The organism is Bradyrhizobium sp. WU425 (genome assembly GCF_021052305.1).
Taxonomy (GTDB): Bacteria; Pseudomonadota; Alphaproteobacteria; order Rhizobiales; family Xanthobacteraceae; genus Bradyrhizobium; species Bradyrhizobium canariense_D.
Genome location: NZ_CP088089.1, coordinates 5,673,874 through 5,692,906, shown reverse-complemented (window position 1 = coordinate 5,692,906; position 19,033 = coordinate 5,673,874). Strand labels below are relative to the sequence as shown.

General features: G+C 64.9%; 17 protein-coding genes. 7 read left to right on the top strand and 10 right to left on the bottom strand.

Going from position 1 to position 19,033, the window contains the following annotated elements; genetic code table 11:
• Positions 1–479 precede the first annotated feature (479 nt).
• Positions 480–3,269 carry a phosphoenolpyruvate carboxylase gene (gene ppc, locus BcanWU425_RS27575; protein ID WP_204510648.1) on the top strand — a complete coding sequence of 930 codons (2,790 nt, stop codon included), beginning with the start codon at positions 480–482 and terminating at the stop codon, positions 3,267–3,269.
• A 52-nt stretch (positions 3,270–3,321) separates the two neighbouring features.
• Here the strand turns inward: ppc and BcanWU425_RS27570 are convergent, their stop codons facing one another.
• The 4 genes from BcanWU425_RS27570 to BcanWU425_RS27555 all read right to left on the bottom strand — a co-directional run bounded on the left by BcanWU425_RS27570 (position 3,322) and on the right by BcanWU425_RS27555 (position 7,041).
• Positions 3,322–4,434: an SMP-30/gluconolactonase/LRE family protein gene (locus BcanWU425_RS27570; protein ID WP_085362324.1), complete on the bottom strand. Its 1,113-nt coding sequence runs from the start codon at positions 4,432–4,434 to the stop codon at positions 3,322–3,324.
• A 129-nt stretch (positions 4,435–4,563) separates the two neighbouring features.
• Positions 4,564–5,478, bottom strand: a complete 915-nt coding sequence (locus BcanWU425_RS27565) for an SDR family oxidoreductase (RefSeq protein ID WP_007593675.1) — start codon at positions 5,476–5,478, stop codon at positions 4,564–4,566.
• 5 nt (positions 5,479–5,483) lie between these two features.
• The gene (locus BcanWU425_RS27560) at positions 5,484–6,623 is read right to left on the bottom strand and encodes a thiolase C-terminal domain-containing protein (RefSeq protein ID WP_085362325.1); all 1,140 of its coding nucleotides are present in this window, start codon (positions 6,621–6,623) and stop codon (positions 5,484–5,486) included.
• A 4-nt stretch (positions 6,624–6,627) separates the two neighbouring features.
• On the bottom strand, positions 6,628–7,041 hold the full coding sequence (locus tag BcanWU425_RS27555) for a Zn-ribbon domain-containing OB-fold protein (RefSeq protein WP_026233272.1): 414 nt from the start codon (positions 7,039–7,041) through the stop codon (positions 6,628–6,630).
• A 173-nt stretch (positions 7,042–7,214) separates the two neighbouring features.
• Here BcanWU425_RS27555 and BcanWU425_RS27550 point away from each other — a divergent pair, with 173 nt between their 5' ends.
• The 4 genes from BcanWU425_RS27550 to alkB all read left to right on the top strand — a co-directional run bounded on the left by BcanWU425_RS27550 (position 7,215) and on the right by alkB (position 10,811).
• The gene (locus BcanWU425_RS27550) at positions 7,215–8,564 is read left to right on the top strand and encodes an amidase (RefSeq protein WP_085352193.1); all 1,350 of its coding nucleotides are present in this window, start codon (positions 7,215–7,217) and stop codon (positions 8,562–8,564) included.
• On the top strand, positions 8,557–9,243 hold the full coding sequence (locus BcanWU425_RS27545) for a DUF2848 domain-containing protein (RefSeq protein WP_085352194.1): 687 nt from the start codon (positions 8,557–8,559) through the stop codon (positions 9,241–9,243). Before BcanWU425_RS27550 ends, BcanWU425_RS27545 begins: the two co-directional genes overlap by 8 nt.
• A 158-nt stretch (positions 9,244–9,401) precedes the next feature.
• Positions 9,402–10,148, top strand: coding sequence for a 2OG-Fe(II) oxygenase (locus tag BcanWU425_RS27540; protein WP_085352195.1), 747 nt, complete (start codon positions 9,402–9,404; stop codon positions 10,146–10,148).
• A gap of 9 nt (positions 10,149–10,157) precedes the next feature.
• Positions 10,158–10,811 (top strand): DNA oxidative demethylase AlkB, encoded by a 654-nt coding sequence (gene alkB / locus BcanWU425_RS27535; protein ID WP_204513909.1) that lies wholly within the window; start codon positions 10,158–10,160, stop codon positions 10,809–10,811.
• Between the two features lie 168 nt (positions 10,812–10,979).
• Here alkB and BcanWU425_RS27530 read toward each other — a convergent pair whose 3' ends face one another.
• The 6 genes from BcanWU425_RS27530 to hpaH form a co-directional block, all read right to left on the bottom strand.
• Complete coding sequence (locus BcanWU425_RS27530) at positions 10,980–12,608, bottom strand: thiamine pyrophosphate-dependent enzyme (RefSeq protein WP_204510650.1); 1,629 nt, start codon at positions 12,606–12,608, stop codon at positions 10,980–10,982.
• 25 nt (positions 12,609–12,633) lie between these two features.
• On the bottom strand, positions 12,634–13,503 hold the full coding sequence (locus tag BcanWU425_RS27525) for a fumarylacetoacetate hydrolase family protein (protein ID WP_204510651.1): 870 nt from the start codon (positions 13,501–13,503) through the stop codon (positions 12,634–12,636).
• Between the two features lie 3 nt (positions 13,504–13,506).
• On the bottom strand, positions 13,507–14,490 hold the full coding sequence (hpaD, locus tag BcanWU425_RS27520; protein WP_085352199.1) for a 3,4-dihydroxyphenylacetate 2,3-dioxygenase: 984 nt from the start codon (positions 14,488–14,490) through the stop codon (positions 13,507–13,509).
• A gap of 66 nt (positions 14,491–14,556) precedes the next feature.
• Positions 14,557–16,095 carry a 5-carboxymethyl-2-hydroxymuconate semialdehyde dehydrogenase gene (hpaE, locus tag BcanWU425_RS27515; RefSeq protein ID WP_231188724.1) on the bottom strand — a complete coding sequence of 513 codons (1,539 nt, stop codon included), beginning with the start codon at positions 16,093–16,095 and terminating at the stop codon, positions 14,557–14,559.
• On the bottom strand, positions 16,088–16,486 hold the full coding sequence (locus BcanWU425_RS27510; RefSeq protein WP_204510653.1) for a 5-carboxymethyl-2-hydroxymuconate Delta-isomerase: 399 nt from the start codon (positions 16,484–16,486) through the stop codon (positions 16,088–16,090). The genes hpaE and BcanWU425_RS27510 overlap by 8 nt, the downstream gene beginning before the upstream one ends.
• Positions 16,487–16,516: 30 nt before the next feature.
• Positions 16,517–17,323: a 2-oxo-hept-4-ene-1,7-dioate hydratase gene (gene hpaH / locus BcanWU425_RS27505; RefSeq protein ID WP_204510654.1), complete on the bottom strand. Its 807-nt coding sequence runs from the start codon at positions 17,321–17,323 to the stop codon at positions 16,517–16,519.
• 110 nt (positions 17,324–17,433) lie between these two features.
• Between hpaH and hpaR the strand changes: the two genes are divergently transcribed.
• The gene (gene hpaR / locus BcanWU425_RS27500) at positions 17,434–17,952 is read left to right on the top strand and encodes a homoprotocatechuate degradation operon regulator HpaR (RefSeq protein WP_018456948.1); all 519 of its coding nucleotides are present in this window, start codon (positions 17,434–17,436) and stop codon (positions 17,950–17,952) included.
• Between the two features lie 240 nt (positions 17,953–18,192).
• Positions 18,193–18,969 carry an HpcH/HpaI aldolase family protein gene (locus BcanWU425_RS27495; RefSeq protein ID WP_018456947.1) on the top strand — a complete coding sequence of 259 codons (777 nt, stop codon included), beginning with the start codon at positions 18,193–18,195 and terminating at the stop codon, positions 18,967–18,969.
• The last annotated feature ends 64 nt before the right edge of the window (positions 18,970–19,033 follow it).

Sequence of the window (19,033 nt, the reverse complement as noted above, 5' to 3'; positions counted from 1 at the left end):
TCCGCGGACGGCAAAAGCGTGTGGTCCTGACGCCCGGGGTCTGTGCGTCAAGACTTGCGGTGATGTGCGGCCCGACCGGGTGCGCGCATCGATCATCTGCGAGGCGACGGGGGCAATAGTGCGTCGCTCCCCGGGGAGAGCGCGCCATAAGCCGTAAACCATTGCGCAGGGAAGGCCGGGATGTTCCGGCATCACCTGTGGTCACCCCCGCGTGCGTTTTTCGCGTGCGGACCCTGGGTGCCAGCCGGCGCCCGGCCTTCCCTGCGCCCTTTCTTATCGATGAGGGCGAAACGACAGCAAAACTCGGGCCCCGCGCGGCGAGACCGCGGACGTGTGCGCGCGTCCGTCGGCAAGGCGCATTTCTCCCATGATAGGTGATGTTGCCGCGCCGCCCCCAACTTCATCTTGCGCTGCGGCAAAAAACTTGCACACTCGGCTGAGCCGGGCAGCCAAGCGAGCTCGAACAGCGGAGCGAGCCAATGTCCCTCCAGACCATATCATCCGACACCGCCGATCAGCGCCCCAACCGCCCCGAGGACGTCCAGGCGATGGAGGCGGACGCGCGGCTGCGGGACGACATCCGCCTGCTCGGGCGCATTCTCGGCGACACGGTGCGCGACCAGGAGGGGCCGGAATTGTTCGATCTGGTCGAGCGCATCCGCCAGACCTCGATCCGATTCCACCGCGACGAGGACCGGCTCGCCCGCCACGAGCTCGAGCAGATCCTCGACAGCATGTCGACCTCCGAGACGGTGCGGATCGTCCGCGCCTTCAGCTATTTCTCCCACCTCGCCAACATCGCCGAGGACCAGAACAACATCCGCCAGATGCGCGCCAACAAGGGCGGCGGCTCCGGCGTGCTGGCCGAGACGCTCGCCCATGCGAGGGCTGCGGGCATCGGTGCCGATGCCCTGCGCAACTTCTTTAAGAGCGCGCTGGTCAGCCCGGTTTTGACGGCGCATCCGACCGAGGTCCGCCGCAAGAGCACCATGGACCGCGAGATGGAGGTAGCTAGCCTGCTCGATCGTCGCGAGCGCGTCGCGCTGACGGCGGAGGAGGCCGCCGCCAGCGACGAGCAGCTCCGCCGCGAGGTGCTGACGCTGTGGCAGACCAATCTGCTGCGCCGGACCAAGCTCACCGTGCTCGACGAGGTCGCCAACGGCCTGTCGTTCTATGATTACACGTTTCTCCGCGAGGTGCCGCGGCTGGTCAACGCGCTGGAGGACCGGCTGGAGGAGGGCGGCGAGCAGGCGGCCGGCGAGCTCGCCTCGTTCCTGCGCATGGGCAGCTGGATCGGCGGCGACCGCGACGGCAATCCCTTCGTCACCGCCGACGTGATGCGCGGCACGCTGCGGCTGCAGTCGAGCCGGGTGATGCAGTTCTATCTGAACGAGCTGCACGTGCTCGGCTCGGAATTGTCGATCGCGGCCCATCTCGCCGACGTCTCCGAGGAGCTGCGCACGCTGGCGGAGCGCTCGCCCGATACCTCGCCGCACCGGAGCGGCGAGCCGTATCGTCTTGCGGTCTCTGGCATCTATGCGCGCCTGACTGCAACGGCCGAAATGCTTCAGGTCGAGATCACGCGCCGGCCGGTCGGCAAGGGCGCGCCGTATGACAGCGTCGGGGAGCTCAAGGCCGATCTCGACGTGCTGCACCGCTCTCTGATCTCCAACAACGCCGGCGTCATCGCCCGCGGCCGGCTGCGGCTGCTGCGCCGTGCGGTGGACTGCTTCGGCTTCCATCTGGCCCGGCTCGACATCCGCCAGAACTCGGCAGTGCACGAGCGCACCATCGCCGAGCTGATGGACGCCGCCAATCCCGGCATGTCCTATCTCGCGCTCGGCGAGGACGCCCGCATCTCTGTGCTCACCAACGAGTTGCGCTCGACGCGCTCGCTGGTGTCGCCGTTCGTCAAATACAGCGATGAGACCATGGGCGAGCTCAACGTCTTCCATGCCGCAGCAGAAGCGCATGCGAAGTTCGGCTCGGACGCCATTCCCCAATGCATCATCTCGATGTGCAAGGGCATGTCCGACATGCTTGAGGTCGCGGTGCTCCTGAAGGAGGTCGGTCTCGTCCATCCCTCCGGGCGCAGCGCGATCAACATCGTGCCGCTGTTCGAAACCATCGAGGATCTGCAGGCGTCTTCCACCATCATGGACCGCATGCTCTCGCTGCATGATTACCGCCGGCTGGTCGACAGCCGCGGCAGCGTGCAGGAGGTCATGCTGGGCTATTCCGACTCGAACAAGGATGGCGGCTTCGTCACCTCGGGCTGGGAGCTCTACAAGGCCGAGATCGGCCTCGTCGACGTGTTCGAGCGCCACGGCGTGCGCCTGCGCCTGTTCCATGGCCGCGGCGGTTCGGTCGGCCGCGGCGGCGGCCCGAGCTACGATGCCATCATCGCCCAGCCCGGCGGCGCGGTGAACGGCCAGATCCGCATCACCGAGCAGGGCGAGATCATCTCGTCGAAATATTCCAACGCCGAAGTCGGCCGCAACAATCTGGAGATCCTGGCAGCCGCGACGCTGGAAGCGAGCCTGTTGCATCCGCGCCAGAGCGCGCCGCGCCGCGAATATCTGACCGCGATGGACGAGCTTTCAAGCCTGGCCTTCAAGGCCTATCGCGGCCTCGTCTACGAGACCGACGGCTTCGTCGATTATTTCTGGGCGTCCACCGTCATCAACGAGATCGCGACGCTCAACATCGGCAGCCGCCCGGCCTCGCGCAAGAAGACCCGCGCGATCGAGGATTTGCGGGCGATCCCCTGGGTGTTCTCCTGGGCGCAATGCCGCCTGATGCTGCCCGGTTGGTACGGCTTTGGCAGCGCCGTCGAGCAATGGATCGCGGAGCATCCCGACAAGGGCATGCCGTTCCTCAAGGAGCTCTACAAGGAATGGCCGTTCTTCCGCATGCTGCTGTCGAACATGGACATGGTGCTGGCGAAAAGCTCGATCGCGATCGCGTCGCGCTATGCCGAGCTCGTGCCCGACGAGGCGCTCCGGGAAAAGATATTCGGCCGCATCCGCCGCGAATGGCATTCCTGCATCGAGACGCTCTTGGACATCATGGGCCAGGACCGCCTGCTGCAAGGCAACCCGCTGCTGGAGCGCTCGGTGCGCCACCGCTTCCCCTATCTCGACCCGCTGAACCACGTGCAGGTCGAGCTGCTGAAGGAGCACCGCGCGCAGAACCCGGACGAGCAGGTCCTGCGCGGGATCCAGCTGACGATCAACGGGATCTCGGCGGGATTGAGGAATACGGGGTAGAGACATGGTGAGTGGCGAGTGGAATCCATTCGCCACTCACCATTCGCTGCACTCAACAGAAATGCGCGCCCTGCGTCTCCACATACACCGCATAGAGCGACTGGCTCGCGGTCATGAACAGGCGGTTGCGCTTCTTGCCGCCGAAGCAGACGTTGGCGCAGGTCTCGGGCAACAGGATCTGCCCGATGCGCGCGCCGTCGTTTGGCGCGAACACCTGCACGCCGTCATAGCCGGGGCCGACCCAGCCGGCGCCGACCCAGATGTTGCCTTCGGTGTCGACGCGCAGGCCGTCGGGGAAGCCTGATTTGCCGTCGAGCGTCATGTCGATCAGCTTCTTCGGGTTCGAAAGCTTCGCCCCATCGATGTCGTACGACCACACCACGTTCTTGGCTTCAGGATAATGCGTGATGCCGGTGTCGCAGACATAGAGCTTCTTGTAGTCCTGACTAAAAGCGATGCCGTTCGGCTTGAACGGCTCGTCGGCCACCTTCGCGACCTGGCCGCTCTGCGGATCAATGCGATAAACCGCTTCCTTCTGATGGGGCTGCAGCGAGCCGGTATTGGCAAGCTTGCCCTCGTAGATACTGATCGCGCCGTAGCCGGGATCGGTGAACCAGATCGCCTTGTCGTTGGGATGCATCACCATGTCGTTGGGGCCGTTGAGCGGCTTGCCGCCGGCCTGCTCGGCCAGGGTCGTCACCGAACCGTCGTGCTCGTAGCGGACGAGCCGGGTGCGCTCGGCACTGAGCTGGCGCCCCTCGGTGTCGAACGAGTTGCCGTTGGCCTCGTTCGACGGCTTGTGGAACTGCTCGGAGATGTGGCCGTCGTCATCGAGGTAGCGCAGCTGCCGGTTGGCGGGGATGTCACTCCAGACCAGATATTGCCCTTGCGCATTCCACGCTGGCCCTTCCGCCCACAGGCAGCCGGTATAGAGCCGCTTGATTGCGGTGTTGCCGACCTTCGCCTTGAAGCGCTTGGGATCGATGGCAATGATGTCAGGATCGGGATAGCGCTGCGGCTCGGCATTGGCGCCGAAGTCGCGGGCGTCCGCGCGTGAGGCGAGCAGGGCGGATGCGGCAACGGTCGCGGCGCCCTTGAGGAGCGTGCGGCGGGCGAGGCCGCTGCCTGCAGTCGTGTCGTCGGAGTCGGTCAGCATTCTTGTCATGGTTTCCTCCCAAAGTTGTGTTGGGAGGAAATGATCCGCCAGCAATCGGGCGTAAAGCGGAGCGATCTCCGGACAAGGCAGCCGGAGATCGCAGAGCAGGAATGCCGGAAGTGCGGCTCGACGGGATCCTTACACGGGATCCCACGGGAAGATGTCGGCGGAGCGGTCGAGCTTGTAGAATGATCCCTTCAGCGCCGGCATGCCGTGTTCCGCGATCGATTGCGGGGTCCAGCCCTCGCTCCGGTGCACCGAGCGCAGCGGACGGTTCTGGCTGAACAGGAACAGCTCGTTCATGCGCGCGCCGAAGATCTGCCCGGACACGTCCTTGGCGGCATCGGAGAGCAGATAGGCGCAGACCGGCGCGATCTTCTCCGGGCCCATCTGCTTGATCTTCTCGACGCGCGCCTTCTCGGCTTCGGTCTCGGTCGGGATGGTCCCGATCATGCGGGTCCAGGCGAACGGCGAGACGCAGTTGGAGCGAACGTTGAAGCGGCCCATGTCGAGCGCAATAGACTTCGACAGGCCGACGATGCCGAGCTTGGCGGCGGCGTAATTGGCTTGTCCAAAGTTGCCGATCAGGCCGGAGGTCGAGGTGAAGTGCACGAACGAGCCGGACTCCTGCTCGCGGAAAATCCGCGCCGCGGCGTGGCTGACGTAGAACGAGCCCATCAAATGCACCTTGATGACGGCCTCGAACGCTTCCACGCTCATCTTGTGGAAGATCATGTCGCGCAGGATGCCGGCATTGTTGACCACGCCGTCGAGCCGGCCGAAATGATCGGTCGCGGTCTTCACGATCTTGCTGGCGGGGATGGCTTCGGCCACCGACTCGAAATTGGCGACGGCGGTGCCGCCGCGCTTCTTGATCTCCTCGACCACTTCCTCGGCGGGCGCGGCGCTGGTGCCAGCGCCGTCCGCGGCGACGCCGGGATCGTTGACGACGACCTTGGCGCCCTCGCCGGCGCAGAGCAGCGCGATTTCGCGCCCGATGCCGCGGCCTGCGCCGGTGACGATGATGACCTTGTCTTGCAGTGATTTCGTCATGTGGATTACCTCTCGTTCGTAAACACGATCGTGCCCGACGCGGCGAACATGCCGCCGACGCCGTGACACACCGAAATCTTCGCGTTGGCGACCTGCGCCGGCGCGATACCGCGCATCTGCCGCACGCTCTCCTGGAGCGCGTACATGCCGTACATGCCCGAATGCATGTAGCTCAGGCCGCCGCCATTGGTGTTGAGCGGCAGCTTGCCGCCGGGCCGCGTGTTGCCGTCGGCGATGAACTTTCCGGTCTCCTCGTGCGGCATGAAGCCGAGGTCGCCGAGGCCGAACAGCGGCAGATGCGCAAAGGCGTCGTAGATCATGAGATGGTCGACGTCCTTATGCGCGATGCCGGCCTCCTTGAAGGCGAGGGGCCCCGCGGTCTTGAACGCGCGCGAGGAGTTGAACGTCTCCATCTGGCTGACCATCGGCGTCTCCACGCTCTCGCCGGTGCCCATGATGTAGACGGGCTTGCGCGGAAAATCCCTGGCACGGTCCGCCGAGGTCAGGATCAGCGCACCGCCGCCGTCGGTGACGAGGCAGCATTGCAGCAGGCGGAACGGATAGGCGATCATGCGCGAGTTGAGGACGTCCGCGACCGTGATGGGATCCTTCATCATCGCGCGCGGATTCTTCGCCGCCCACTCCCGCTGCACCACTGCGACCGAGGCGAGCTGCTCGTGCGTGATGCCATAGGTCTTCATGAAGCGAAGCACGGGGATCGGGAACATGCTGGGCGGGCCGTAGACACCGAACGGCGCCTCGAACTGGCCTTGCAGGCTGTCGGCAGGAATCGAGCGCGGCGCCTTGCCGATCATCGACTTGCCGCTCTCGGCATGGGTGATCAGCACCGTCTTGCACAGGCCGGCCTCGATCGCTGCGGCGGCATGGCGGACGTGCAGCATGAAGGAGCAGCCGCCGACCGAGGTGCCGTCCACCCAGGTCGGCTTGATGCCGAGATAGTGGCAGACCTGCTGCGGCGTTTCGACGGCGGTGGCGAAACCATCGATGTCGGACAGCTTCAGCCCGGCATCGGCAATGGCATTGAGCGCCGCATCCGCGTGAAGCTGGAGCTGCGAGGCGTTGGGGATGACACCGAGCTCGGTGGTCTCGGCCGCGCCGACGACGGCAACCTGATTGCTGCGCATGGGCTTACCCCTTCGCCGGACGGAATACGGGAAGGGTGATCTTGTCGTCGAGCGCCTCGAAGGCCACCTCGAGCTTCATGTCGAGTTCGAGCGCCTCCGGTGTCTGCGGGCAGTCGATGATGTTGCTCATCATCCGCGGTCCCTCTTCGAGCTCGACTACCGCAATCGCGTAAGGCGGCGTGAAGCCGGGCGCGGCGGGACGGTGGTTGATCACGTAGCTGTAGAGAAAGCCCTTGCCGCTCGCCTTGAAGATGCTGACCTTGCGCGAGGCGCAGGACGGGCAGAACGGGCGCGGCGGGAAATAGACATGCGCACAGGCGTCGCAGCGCTGCAGGCGCAACTCGCCCGCCTTGGTGCCGTCCCAGAAATGCTGGGTCTCCGGCGTCGGTTTCGGTCGCGCGCGATGCGGTTCGGCCATCTCGGCAGGTCCTCCCAAGGCCAAGCGAAGCCCGGCTGTTGCGATCTTGATGCGACAATCGACCATGGCGCGTCAACGGTCCAGCAATGCGCATGCATGCCATCATGCGCACAATGCTTGTGTCGAAGTGAGGCAGCGCTATACATTGCGCGCAAATATTCCGTGAGACAGACATGCCCGATTTTTCGACACTGAAGAAGCTCGCCGAAGACCTCGAAAGCGGCCGCACCAGCTCCCGCAAGCTGGTCGAGGCTTGCATCGCCAAAATCGCCGATCCGGCCGGCGAGGGGCAGCGTACCTTCATCCATGTGGACAGGGACGCCGCGCTTGTGGCGGCGGATGCGATGGACGGTTTGCGCAAGGTGAAGGCGGCGCCGTCGCGCTACGCCGGTATCCCGGTCTCGATCAAGGATCTCTTCGACATCAAGGGCCAGGTGACGCGCGCCGGCTCCCGCGCGCTCGATGATTCCTCGCCGGCCGAGCAGGATGCCCCCACGGTAGCGCGGCTGCGCAAGGCCGGCTTCGTCGTGATCGGGCGCACCAACATGACCGAGTTCGCCTATTCCGGCATCGGCATCAATCCGCATTACGGCACGCCAAAGGGCGCCTGGAACCGGGCCGAGGGCCACGTGCCCGGCGGTTCGTCCTCGGGTGCCGCGGTGTCCGTGCTCGACGGCATGGCGCATGGCGCGCTCGGCACCGACACCGGCGGCTCCTGCCGGATTCCGGCGGCCTATAACGGCATCGTCGGCTACAAGCCGACGCAGCGGCGCGTGCCGCTCGACGGGGCTGTGCCGCTGTCGTTCTCGCTCGACAGCATCGGGCCGCTGGCACGATCGGTCAGTTGCTGTGCCATTCTCGATGCCGTGCTCGCCAACGAGCTGATCGGCCCGCTGAAGCCGCGACCTGTCAAGGGCATGCGGCTGGCGGTGCCGACCACGATCGCGCTCGATGACCTCGACGCGGCTGTGGCCGGGACATTCGAGCGTGCGCTCAAGAGCCTTGCCGATCACGGCGCGATCATCGAGCGCATGGAGATGGCCGAATTCCACGACATCGGACCGATGAACGCCAAGGGCGGCTTTGCGGCTTCCGAAAGCTACGCCTGGCACCGCTACCTCCTCACATCCAAGGGTGACGTCTACGATCCCCGAGTCTCCGTGCGCATCATGCGCGGCGAGGCGCAGAGCGCGGCGGACTACATCGATCTTCTCCACGAGCGCCGCTCGCTGATCGCCCGCGTCAATGCGCGGATCGCGCCCTATGACGCGCTGGTGCTGCCGACCACCGCCAACACGCCGCCGAAAATCGCCGATCTCGCCGACGACAAGGAGTTCACCAGGGAAAACCTGCGGGCGCTCCGCAATTGCACCCTGATCAACATGATCGACGGTTGCGCCATCTCGCTGCCGGCGCATCGCGAGGGCGAAATTCCCGTCGGCCTGATGCTGGCGGGCGCGGGCGGATCGGACCGCCGTATCTTCGAGCTTGCTGCCGGCATGGAGGCCGTAATTCGTGTTTGACCTGACCTTCACCGTTGACGCCCAGGACACCACCACGCCGCTGACGCTGGCGATCGACCAGATGGTCATCGCCGGCTGGACCGGCCGCGATCCGGTCGCGCGCGACAAGCACATTGCCGAGCTGCAGGAGATGGGTATCGCGCCGCCGGCCTCGACGCCGATCTACTACCGTGCCTCGGCGCGGCGGCTGACGCAGGAGGACAGCATCGAATGCACCGGCGGCGATTCCTCCGGCGAGGTCGAGTTCGTGCTGATCGGCTGGCAGGGTCGCATTTTCGTCGGCTGCGGTTCCGACCACACCGACCGCAAGGTCGAAGCCTACAACGTCACGGTGTCCAAGCAGATGTGCGACAAGCCGATCGCATCCACCGTGTGGGAGCTCGAGGACGTCATCGGCCATTGGGACAGGATGATCCTGCGCTCCTGGGCCACGATCAAGGGCGAGCGCGTGCTCTACCAGGAGGGCACGCTCGACGCGATGCTGCCGGTCGTCGACCTCATCGCGCGTGGCTTCGACGGTGGGAAATTCCCCGACGGCTGCGCCATGTTCGGCGGTACGTTTGCGGCGAAGGGCGGCATCCGTCCCGCCGATCGCTTCGATTTCGAGCTGGAGGACCCCGTGCTGAAGCGCACGATCAAGCACGGCTATGACGTGGTGACGCTGCCGGTGCGGGGCTAAAGTCTCTCCTTCGTCATTGCGAGGAGCTCTTGCGACAAAGCAATCCAGACTGGTTCCGCGGAGGAATTCTGGATTGCTTTGCTCCGCTCGCAATGACGGGGAGAGAGACGGAAATCGGGTGGTAGAGGACGGGGCGGTCCTGCGAAGGTCAGAGAGCCATGACAGCAACAGCACGCAAATCGCCTCAATCCCCGTCAGCGGATACTGCCGCCCATGTCGATGCCCTCGACTGGCCGCAAATCACCGGCGAGCTCGACACCCACGGCTCCGCCGTCCTGAAGGGCCTGCTCACGCCGGAGCAGTGCCGCGCCGTCGCCGCGCTCTATCCCGACGACACCAACTTCCGCAGCCGTATCGTCATGGGCCGCCACGGCTTTGGCCGCGGCGAATACAAATATTTCTCCTATCCGCTGCCCGATCTGATCGCGCAGTTGCGCCCGGCGCTCTACGCGCATCTCCAGGGCGTCGCCAATCGCTGGAACGAGGCGATGGGGATCGACATTCGCTATCCCGCCACTCACGCCGCGTTCCTGAAACGATGCCACGAGGCAGGCCAAACGCGGCCGACGCCGCTGCTGTTGCAATATGAGGCCGGCGATTTCAACTGCCTGCATCAGGATCTCTATGGCGAGCACGTGTTCCCGCTCCAGGTCGCGATCCTCTTGTCCGAGCCGGGACGCGATTTCACCGGCGGCGAGTTCGTGCTGACCGAGCAACGCCCGCGCATGCAGTCCCGCGCCGAAGTGGTTCCGCTCGCGCAGGGCGACGCCGTTGCCTTCGCTGTGCATCATCGTCCAGTGCAGGGGACACGCGGCACCTACCGCGTTAATCTCCGCCATGGCGTCAGCCGGATTCGCTCTGGCCAGCGCTACACGCTGGGTGTGATCTTTCACGATGCGAAATAAACGCTGCCGCTGATGGGGGATTTGTTCGATAATGTCGCCGAAGCTCAGCCGTCGCGCGAGAAGATCGCCGACGGCGCCGTGCTGCTGCGCGGCTTCGTCAAGCCGATCGAAAGCGAGTTGATCGATGCGGTGCGCGCCATCGTGGCGCAGTCGCCGTTCCGGCGCATGACCACGCCCGGCGGGCATCTGATGTCGGTCGCCATGACCAATTGCGGCGAGCGCGGCTGGATCACCGATCATACCGGCTATCGCTATGATCCCATCGACCCGCGGACCGGGGCGCCGTGGCCGGCGATGCCACCCGTGCTCCGCGATCTCGCCCGCCGCGCGGCGGAGCAGGGCGGCTTTACTGGCTTTGCGCCCGATGCCTGCCTCGTCAACCGCTATGAGCCTGGCACGCGGCTGTCGCTGCATCAGGACAAGGACGAGCTGGATTATTCGGCGCCGATCGTCTCGGTCTCGCTTGGGCTACCTGCGACCTTCCTGTTCGGCGGCCTGGCACGCAACGACAAGCCGCGCCGGTTCCGGCTCGTCCATGGCGATGTCGTGGTCTGGGGCGGGGCTAGCAGGCTCGCCTATCATGGCGTCGCGCCGCTCGCCGATGGTGAACATGCGTTGCTCGGGCCTAAGCGGATCAATCTGACGTTTCGCAGGACGCGCTGATCTTCCTTCTCCCCTTTTGGGAGAAGGTGCCTTCCCGAAAGGGAAGGCGGATGAGGGGTCTCCATCCGCGGAGACAGCCCCTCATCCGTCTCGCCGCCGCTGCGCGTCAGCGATCCACCTTCTCCCGCAAGGGGAGAAGGAAAGAGTTCCGGAACGACGATGCTTCGTTTACGGCTTCGGCGGGTGGATGAATGCCCACGGGCTCACTTCCGAATCCCGCGTCACTTCCACCGAGATCAGATACGGCCCGCCATGGGCGAGCGCCTTCTCCATCGCCGCCTTGAACTGATCCGGCGCGGTGACGCGCGCAGCGGCGACGCCAAAGGACTCCGCGAGTTTGACGAAATCCGGATTGACCAGATCCGAGGCCACCACGCGGCCGTCGAAGCGCTCGCGCTGGTCGCGGCGGACATTGCCGTAGGCGTTGTTGTTGAACACCAGCGTCACCACGCCGATGTTGAACTGGACGGCGGTGGCCAGCTCCTGCACGCCGAACATGAAGCCGCCGTCGCCGGTGATCGCCACCACCGGCTTGTCGGGATTTGCGACCTTGGCGCCGAGGGCGGTCGGGAAGCCCGAGCCGAGCGTGCCCTGATAGCCTGATGTGATGAAGGTGCGCGGCTCGTAGATCGGAAAGCCGTACCAGGAGGCGAAACCGAACTGGGACAATTCATCGGTCACGATCGCGTTCGCCGGCAGCACCTCGCGCAGGATGTTGAGATACGCCATTTGCGGCTGGATGCGTTGGATCTCGGCGTGCGCTGTCGCAGTGGCCTCGCGGATCGCTCCCCGCCGGCCGCTGGTCCTGGCATAGCCGGCCTTCTTCACGGCTGCGACCAGATCGGCGGTGCCGGCTTTGGCATCGGCGACGATAGCGACATCGGAGGCGAGCCGGCGCATCTCGGCCGGATCGATATCGACACGAATGGATTTCAGTCCCTTCGGCTGATACGGCCAGCGGAAGCCCGATGCCGGCAGTTCGGCGCGCGTGCCGATCGCGATCATCAAATCGGTCGTCGGCCACACCTTGTAGGCCGCCGCCATGGTCAGGCCGAGCTCATGCGCATTGGAGACGATGCCGCGGCCGCTGCGGAAGGCGACGACAGGCGCGTCGGTCATCTCGGCGAGTTCGAGAATCTCCTCGCGCGCTTCGATTGCGCCGCTACCGACGAAGATCATCGGCGCCTTGCTGTTCCTGATCAGCGCGGCCGCTTGCTTGATCATGTCAGGGTCGGGCTGCGGCGCGGGCAGCGGCTCCAGCACTTGCGCAGCCGCGGTGTCGGCGCGCTGGGTGAAGACGTCCCAGGGCATCTCGACCGAAGCGGGGCCACGCCGTCCGGACGTCATCTCCTGGAAGGCGCGCGCGACGGTGGTCGGCGCGTTGCCGGGATATTCGATCCGGTCCGCCCATTTCACATAGGTGCGTAAGGTCGCGAGCTGGTCCGGCATCTCATGCAGATGGCCGCGGCCCTTGCCGAGAAATTGCGTCGGCACCTGGCCGGTGACGCACAGCACCGGCTCGTTGCAGCCGAAGGCGGTGAGCAGCGCGGCGCTGGCGTTGAGCACGCCGGGGCCGGGCACCACGCTGAACACGCCGGGCCTGCCGCTGGAACGGGCATAGCCGAACGCCATGTAGCCGCAGGCCTGCTCGTGCCGCGCGCCGATCACCTTGAGCTGGGCCTGGTGGAAGGCGTCGAACAGGCCGTAGACCTGCGCGCCGGGCAGGCCGAACACGGTGTCAACGCCATGAGCGACAAGGCCGCTTACGATCGCTTCGCCGCCGGTGAGGGTGGTCATGGCATTATTCCATTTCAATCGGTGTTCAGGCTTCGTTGACGACGCCGTTTCGCAAGGTCCCGATGCCATCGGACGCGACTTCGATAACATCGCCCGGCTTCAGATAGCGCGGCGGATCGAACCGCGCGCCGGCGCCGGTCGGCGTGCCCGTGACGATGACGTCGCCGGGGACAAGCGTTGCGAAGGTCGAGATATAGCTGATGAGATAGCGGAACGGGAACATCAATCGGCTGGTGCGGTCGTCCTGGCGCAGCTCGCCATTGACATGCGTGGTGAGGCGGATGTCGGCAATCTGCGATTCCTGCGTGTAGGGCACCAGCCACGGGCCAAGGCTGCCGCTGGAATCGAAGTTCTTGCCCTGCGTGACGTTGAACTTGGCATGGCGCAGCCAGTCGCGCACCGAGCCTTCGTTGCAGAGCGTCAGCGCGGCGATGTGATCGAGCGCAGAACTTTCCGGAATGTGTCGGCCTTGCTTGCCGATCACCAGCACGATCTCGCCTTCATAGTCGAGCTGCGCGGAGGCGCGTGGGCGCACCAGCGGCGTGTCGTGGCCGACGAAGGAGCGCGGCGAGCGCATGAACATGCTCGGATATTTCGGCGCGTCCTGGCCGTCCTTGTACTCGGCATTGCGGTCGGGATAGTTGACGCCGATGCAGATGATCTTTTCCGGCGCGGGCACCGGCGGCAGCCAGATGATGTCGCCGAGTGTGTGATCCGGCGTGCGGCCGGCAGCCTCTTCGGCGAGGCTCGCGAGCTGTCCTGCCGCGATCACCTCGCGCAGCGTCGGATAATCCTTGGCGTGGCGCGCGGAGAGATCGACAATGCCGCCGTCGACGACGGCGCCGTAGCTGACGGCGCCGTTGACGGAATAGGTGGCAAGGCGAGGGAGATTCATTGCTTAATCCGCCACCAGCACGTCGGCCACGAACTTCGGTTCACGCACGGTCTGCCCGGAGAACGGCGAGCCCTGCTCGAACCAGGAGCGCGGGGCGGGCGCGCCCCACAATGTCTGGCGGCGCGGATCGCGCAGCGACCAGCGCAGCGGCTCGTGATCGTGATCGCCGGTGAAATAGTCGCTGGTGTAGAGCTCGAGACGGTGTCCATCGGGGTCGCGGACGTAGAGAAAGAATGCGTTCGAGATGCCGTGGCGCCCGGGGCCACGCTCGATGTTCTTCACGAAGCCCTGCGAGGCCATGACGTCGCAGAGGTGGATGATGTTCATCGCCGTCGGCGTCCAGTAGGCGAAGTGGTGCAGCCGCGGGCCCTTGCCGTTGGTGATGGCAAAATCGTGGACATTGCCCTTGCGATGCATCCAGGCGGCGGCGATGCGCCCGTTCGGTCCGTCCTCCTCCGCGTATTCGGTGAGGCGAAAGCCGAGCCGGGCGTAGAATTCGACGGTGTCCTGCACCTCGGCGGCGAACACGTTGAAATGGTCGAGCCGCTGCGGATGGCAGCCCCTGTAGAGATCGTAGCGGCGCAGCAGATGCGGCCGCCGGTCCATCGACGCATATAGCTCGATCTGGAAGCCGAACGGATCGGTGAACTGCAGCGTGCGGCCCTGGAACGGCTGATCGACGAAGGCGTAGCCAAGGCCGTTCTCGGACAGGAACTTCGCAGCCTTGTCCAGATCCCCGTCGTTGCCGACCTTGAAGCCGAGGCGGTTGCAGGCAGGCGCGGCCGCCTTGCGCAACACCAGCGAGTGATGCTGATGCTCCTCGGCGGCGCGCAAGTAGACGACCTTGTCGTCGGCGTCCTCGACATGCAGGCCGACAACGCTTTCATAGAACTCGCGGCTGAGCTTCAGGTCGGTGACGTCCAGCACGGCGTGGCTGGAGCGGATGATGTTGAACGGCGGCTCGAAGATATGTTGCGGTACGGGCATTGCGTTTCCCCTCTCTAGATCCAGCCATTCCTCGTTGGCGCTCCGCGCGCCGAGGAACCGCGGGCGTTAGATTCCCAGCTTCTGAATCTTATGCGTGCCCCGCGCCAGCGAGACGTGCTTGGTTTCCATGTAGAAATCGAACGAGTAATCGCCGCCGTCGCGGCCGATGCCGGAGGCCTTCATGCCGCCGAACGGCGTCGGCAGATGTCGGACGTTTTCCGAGTTCAGCCAGATCATGCCGGCCTCCAGCGCATCCGCGACACGCAGCGCCCGGCCGAGGTCGTTGGTCCAGACATAGCCGGTCAGGCCGTAGCGGATGTCGTTGGCGATGTCGATCGCGTCTGCTTCGTCCTTGAAGGGCAGCACGGTGAGGAAGGGGCCGAACACCTCTTCCTGCGCCACGCGCATCTTGCCATGCGCGTCGGTCACCAAAGTCGGCTCGACATAATGTCCGCCGCCCGGGCCATCATAGGCCTTGCCGCCGACGGCAATCGTCGCGCCGTCCTGGCGTGCGACGTCGAAATAGGAGCAGACCTTCGCGAGATGACGTTCGTGGATCAGCGGCCCGATCTCGGTGGCGGGATCGAGGGGATGGCCGACCTTCAGCGCTTTCACCCGTGCGGTCAGCTTTTCGATGAATTTTTCGGCGATGCCGGCCTGGATCAGCAAGCGGCTCGACGACGTGCAGCGCTCGCCGTTGAGCGAGTAGATCATGAATACGACGGCATCGAGCGCGCGGTCGAGATCAGCGTCGTCGAACACGATCACCGGGTTCTTGCCGCCGAGCTCGAAATGCACGCGCTTCAAGGTTGGCGCGCCCTGAACCATGATCGCCGAGCCCGTCGAACTTTCGCCGACGAAGCCGATCGCCTTGATGGCGGGATGCTCGGTCAATGCCTTGCCGGCCTCTTCGCCAAAGCCGTGGACGGTGTTGAGCACGCCATCGGGCACGCCGGCTTCCTTAACGAGCTTTGCCAGGATAGCCGCCGTGACCGGCGACCATTCCGCCGGCTTGTGCACGACGGTGCACCCGGCCGCGAGGGCAGGGGCGATCTTCCAGGTCGAGAGCATGAACGGCGTATTCCACGGCGTGATGACGCCGACCGGCCCGATCGGCACGCGCGTCGAGACGTTCCAATGCTCGTCGCTCGGTGTGTTCTGGCCGTCGCGGGCCTCGCCGCATCGATCGGCAAAGAAGCGGAAGTTCTCGGCGGCGCGGATCGCGGCCTTGGCCATGAAGCGATAGGCCTGGCCGGTGTCGATGCATTCGAGCACCGCGATGTCCTCGGCATTGTCCTCGATGGCGTCGGCGACCCGATGCAGCAGCTTCTTCCGCATCGCCGGTCCCATGTCGCGCCAGGACTTGAAGGCCAGCGCGGCAGCGGTGGCGGCGCGATCGACATCCTCGGCATTGCCGCGGGCGACGCTCGCCAGCGTCGCGCCGTCGACCGGCGATTTCGTCTCGAACGTCTCGCCGGAGATCGACGGCACGATCTTGCCGTCCATCATGTGGCCGATACCGTCGGCACGCAGCGTCTTCAGCAGCGGTGCGATGCGGTCGCGATTGGCCTGGAATACGTCGGTTTTCGGCGTGGGCTTATCCATGGGCGGCCTCCGCTTTCAGGGCGTCGTGGATGTTGTTGCGCTTCCAGCTCGTATCCTTGTCGTTGATCTGCATGTCGAACGAGAGCGCGAATTTCGAGCTTGCGAAGACGGGATCAAGATGGCGGGAGAGCGCATGGAAGATTTGTTCGCCGGCTTTCTTGCGGGTTGGCAGATCGCGGCCTTCGCCGATGCGCAGCACCATGTCGAGAAAGCCGTAATCCTGCCGCGCGTCCGCAATCGCATAATGCTCGCATCTGACGGCGCGGACGCGGATGCCGCCGAGCGGGAAGATGCCGGTCTCGACCGCAGCCTTGCGCACCACCTCACACGCCGCGCCGATGTCGAGGCGGTCGTCGAGATTCGCCGAATATTCGATCGTGAAATGCGGCATCGCGGTTTCACTCCCTGTCTTTTTGGTCGTCTAAGCGAAGTAGCAGCTCACCGAGCCGTAGGCGCCATAATCGGCTTGAATTGTGTCGCCCTTGCGGGTCTCGATCGGACGGATGAAAGAGCCGGCGAGCACGATTTGCCCGGGCTCAAGCGCAAGGCCGAGCGGTGCGATCTTGTTGGCGAGCCAGGCGACTGCAGTCGCGGGATGATTGAGCACGCCGGCGGCAAGGCCGGTCTCTTCCAGCTGGCCGTTCTTGAAACAGAGCGCGCCGATCCAGCGCAGGTCCGCGTCCAGCGGGCGGATCGGCCGTCCGCCGAGCACGATGCCGGCATTGGCCGCGTTGTCGGCAATGGTGTCGAAGATCTTTCGGGTCGCCTTGGTCTGGGGATCGACGCGCTCGATGCGCGTGTCCAGAATCTCCAGCGCCGGCACGACGAAGTCGGTGGCGTTGAGCACGTCGAACAGCGTGCAGTCGGGGCCCGCGAGGCGCTTGCTCATGACGAAGGCGAGCTCGGCTTCCACGCGCGTCGCGATGAAGCGCTCCGTCGGGACGAGGCCACCATCGGCGAAGAACATGTCGTCGAGCAATACGCCGGAATCCGGCTCGTTGATGCCAAGCGCGCTCTGCATCGCCTTCGAGGTCAGGCCGATCTTGTGTCCCCGGACGATGCGCCCCTCGGCGACCTTGACGTCGACCCAGGCCTTCTGAATCGCGTAGGCGTCAGCGATGCTGATGTCGGGAAAGTCCTGCGAGAGCTGCCGGATCTGCGTACGGGTCTTTTCCGCCTGGTGCAGACGGTTCGCGCAAGCTCGGATATCGTCGTTTGAAAGCGCCATGTGTAATCTTACAAATCGTCGTGCCGGAAGATACTTAACATGTTAAGTGAATGCGTCAATCGCAAATTGGCTTGCTGCACTGCAAACGTTTCGCGGCTTGAAAGGGCGTCATGACGAAGAGACCGGCTGATCCTGCGAACGGAAGTGAGCCCGCCGTGCGGCAGGTGCCGATGCGCGACTTCTCGCGTTCGCTGCCGATGTCGTTGCTGCGGGCACGCGAGGCGGTGATGCGGCAATTCCGTCCCTCGCTGCGCACGCATGGCCTGACCGAGCAGCAATGGCGCATCCTGCGCGCGCTCGCGGCGATCGACACGGTCGAGGTCACGGAACTCGCGCGCACCGCGTTCCTGCTCGGCCCGAGCCTGTCGCGCATCCTGCGTGATCTCGAGGCGCGCAATCTGATCGAGCGCAAGACCGCCAAGGCGGACCAGCGCCGCAGCATGGTCTCGATCTCGGAAAAGGGCGTGAAGCTGATGGCTTCCGTCGCGCCGTCCTCCGAAGCGATTTATGCCGAGATCACGCGACGCTTTGGCGCGCGCAAGCTCGTCGAATTGCAGGAGATGCTCAGCGAGCTCGAACAAAGTCTCGCAGGGCTCGGCGCGGGCGAGGAGGCAAGTGCCGAGGAGTGAAAGCAGATATGCGCGAGCGCGCGGCAACAATCATGGACATCGCCGCATTTTTTCGCTCAAAGTGCCCCGCAGCCGATGCGCAAAAATCGGCGCGCCGGGACGGATTGCGCCGCCTTTGCCAAGTGAAACCTTGCGTCATCGCGAGCGTAGCGCGGCGGTCGGGTTCGCGCTAATAACGGCATCGTGCTGTCGCGGCGCTCGTCATGGTGACGAAGGTCCAAAACAAAGAAGGAAGGCAACGTGGCGAACAAGGTCAAGGAAATCTGGAAGTCGGGCAAGGCCGTGGTCAACGCGTGGCTCGCGATTCCCTCCGGCTTCTCGGCCGAGATGATCGCGCAATGCGGCTTCGACAGCGTCACCGTCGACATGCAGCACGGCGTGCAGGATTATCTATCGATGGTGCAGTGCTTCCAGGCGATGGACAAGCATCCGATCACGCCGATGGTCCGCGTGCCCTGGAACGAACCCGGCATCATCGGCAAGGTGCTCGATGGCGGCGCCTATGGCGTGATCTGCCCGATGGTCAACACGCCGCAGGAAGCCAGGAACCTCGTCTCCTATGCCAAGTACCCGCCGAAGGGCGTCCGCTCCAACGGCCCGATCCGCGCCGGCATGTACGGCACCGCGGGCTCCTACCAGAAGACGGCCAACGACGACATCGTGCTGCTGCCGATGATGGAGACCAAAACCGCGGTCGAGAACATGGAAGCGATCTTCGACGTCGAAGGCATCGACGGCGTCTATATCGGCCCGTCCGACCTCGGCTTCTCCTACGGCCTCGAACCGAAGCTCGATCGCACCGAGCCCGAGATCCTTGCGATCTACGAGAAGATCATCAAGGAGTGCGGCAAGCGCGGCCTCAATCCGGGCATCCATTGCAGCGGCGCCGAAGGTGCCGCGCGCGCCATCAACATGGGCTTCAAGCTGGTGACGCTCTCGAACGAGGTCGGCCTGATGACGACCTACGCCAAGATGCAGGTCAACGCCACCCGGAAGGATTCCGGCGGCAAGGCCTGAGAACTCGCGAATGGCGATGGGGAGTAGCGAATGAGCTGCTCCCCTTTTCCATTCGCCACTCGCT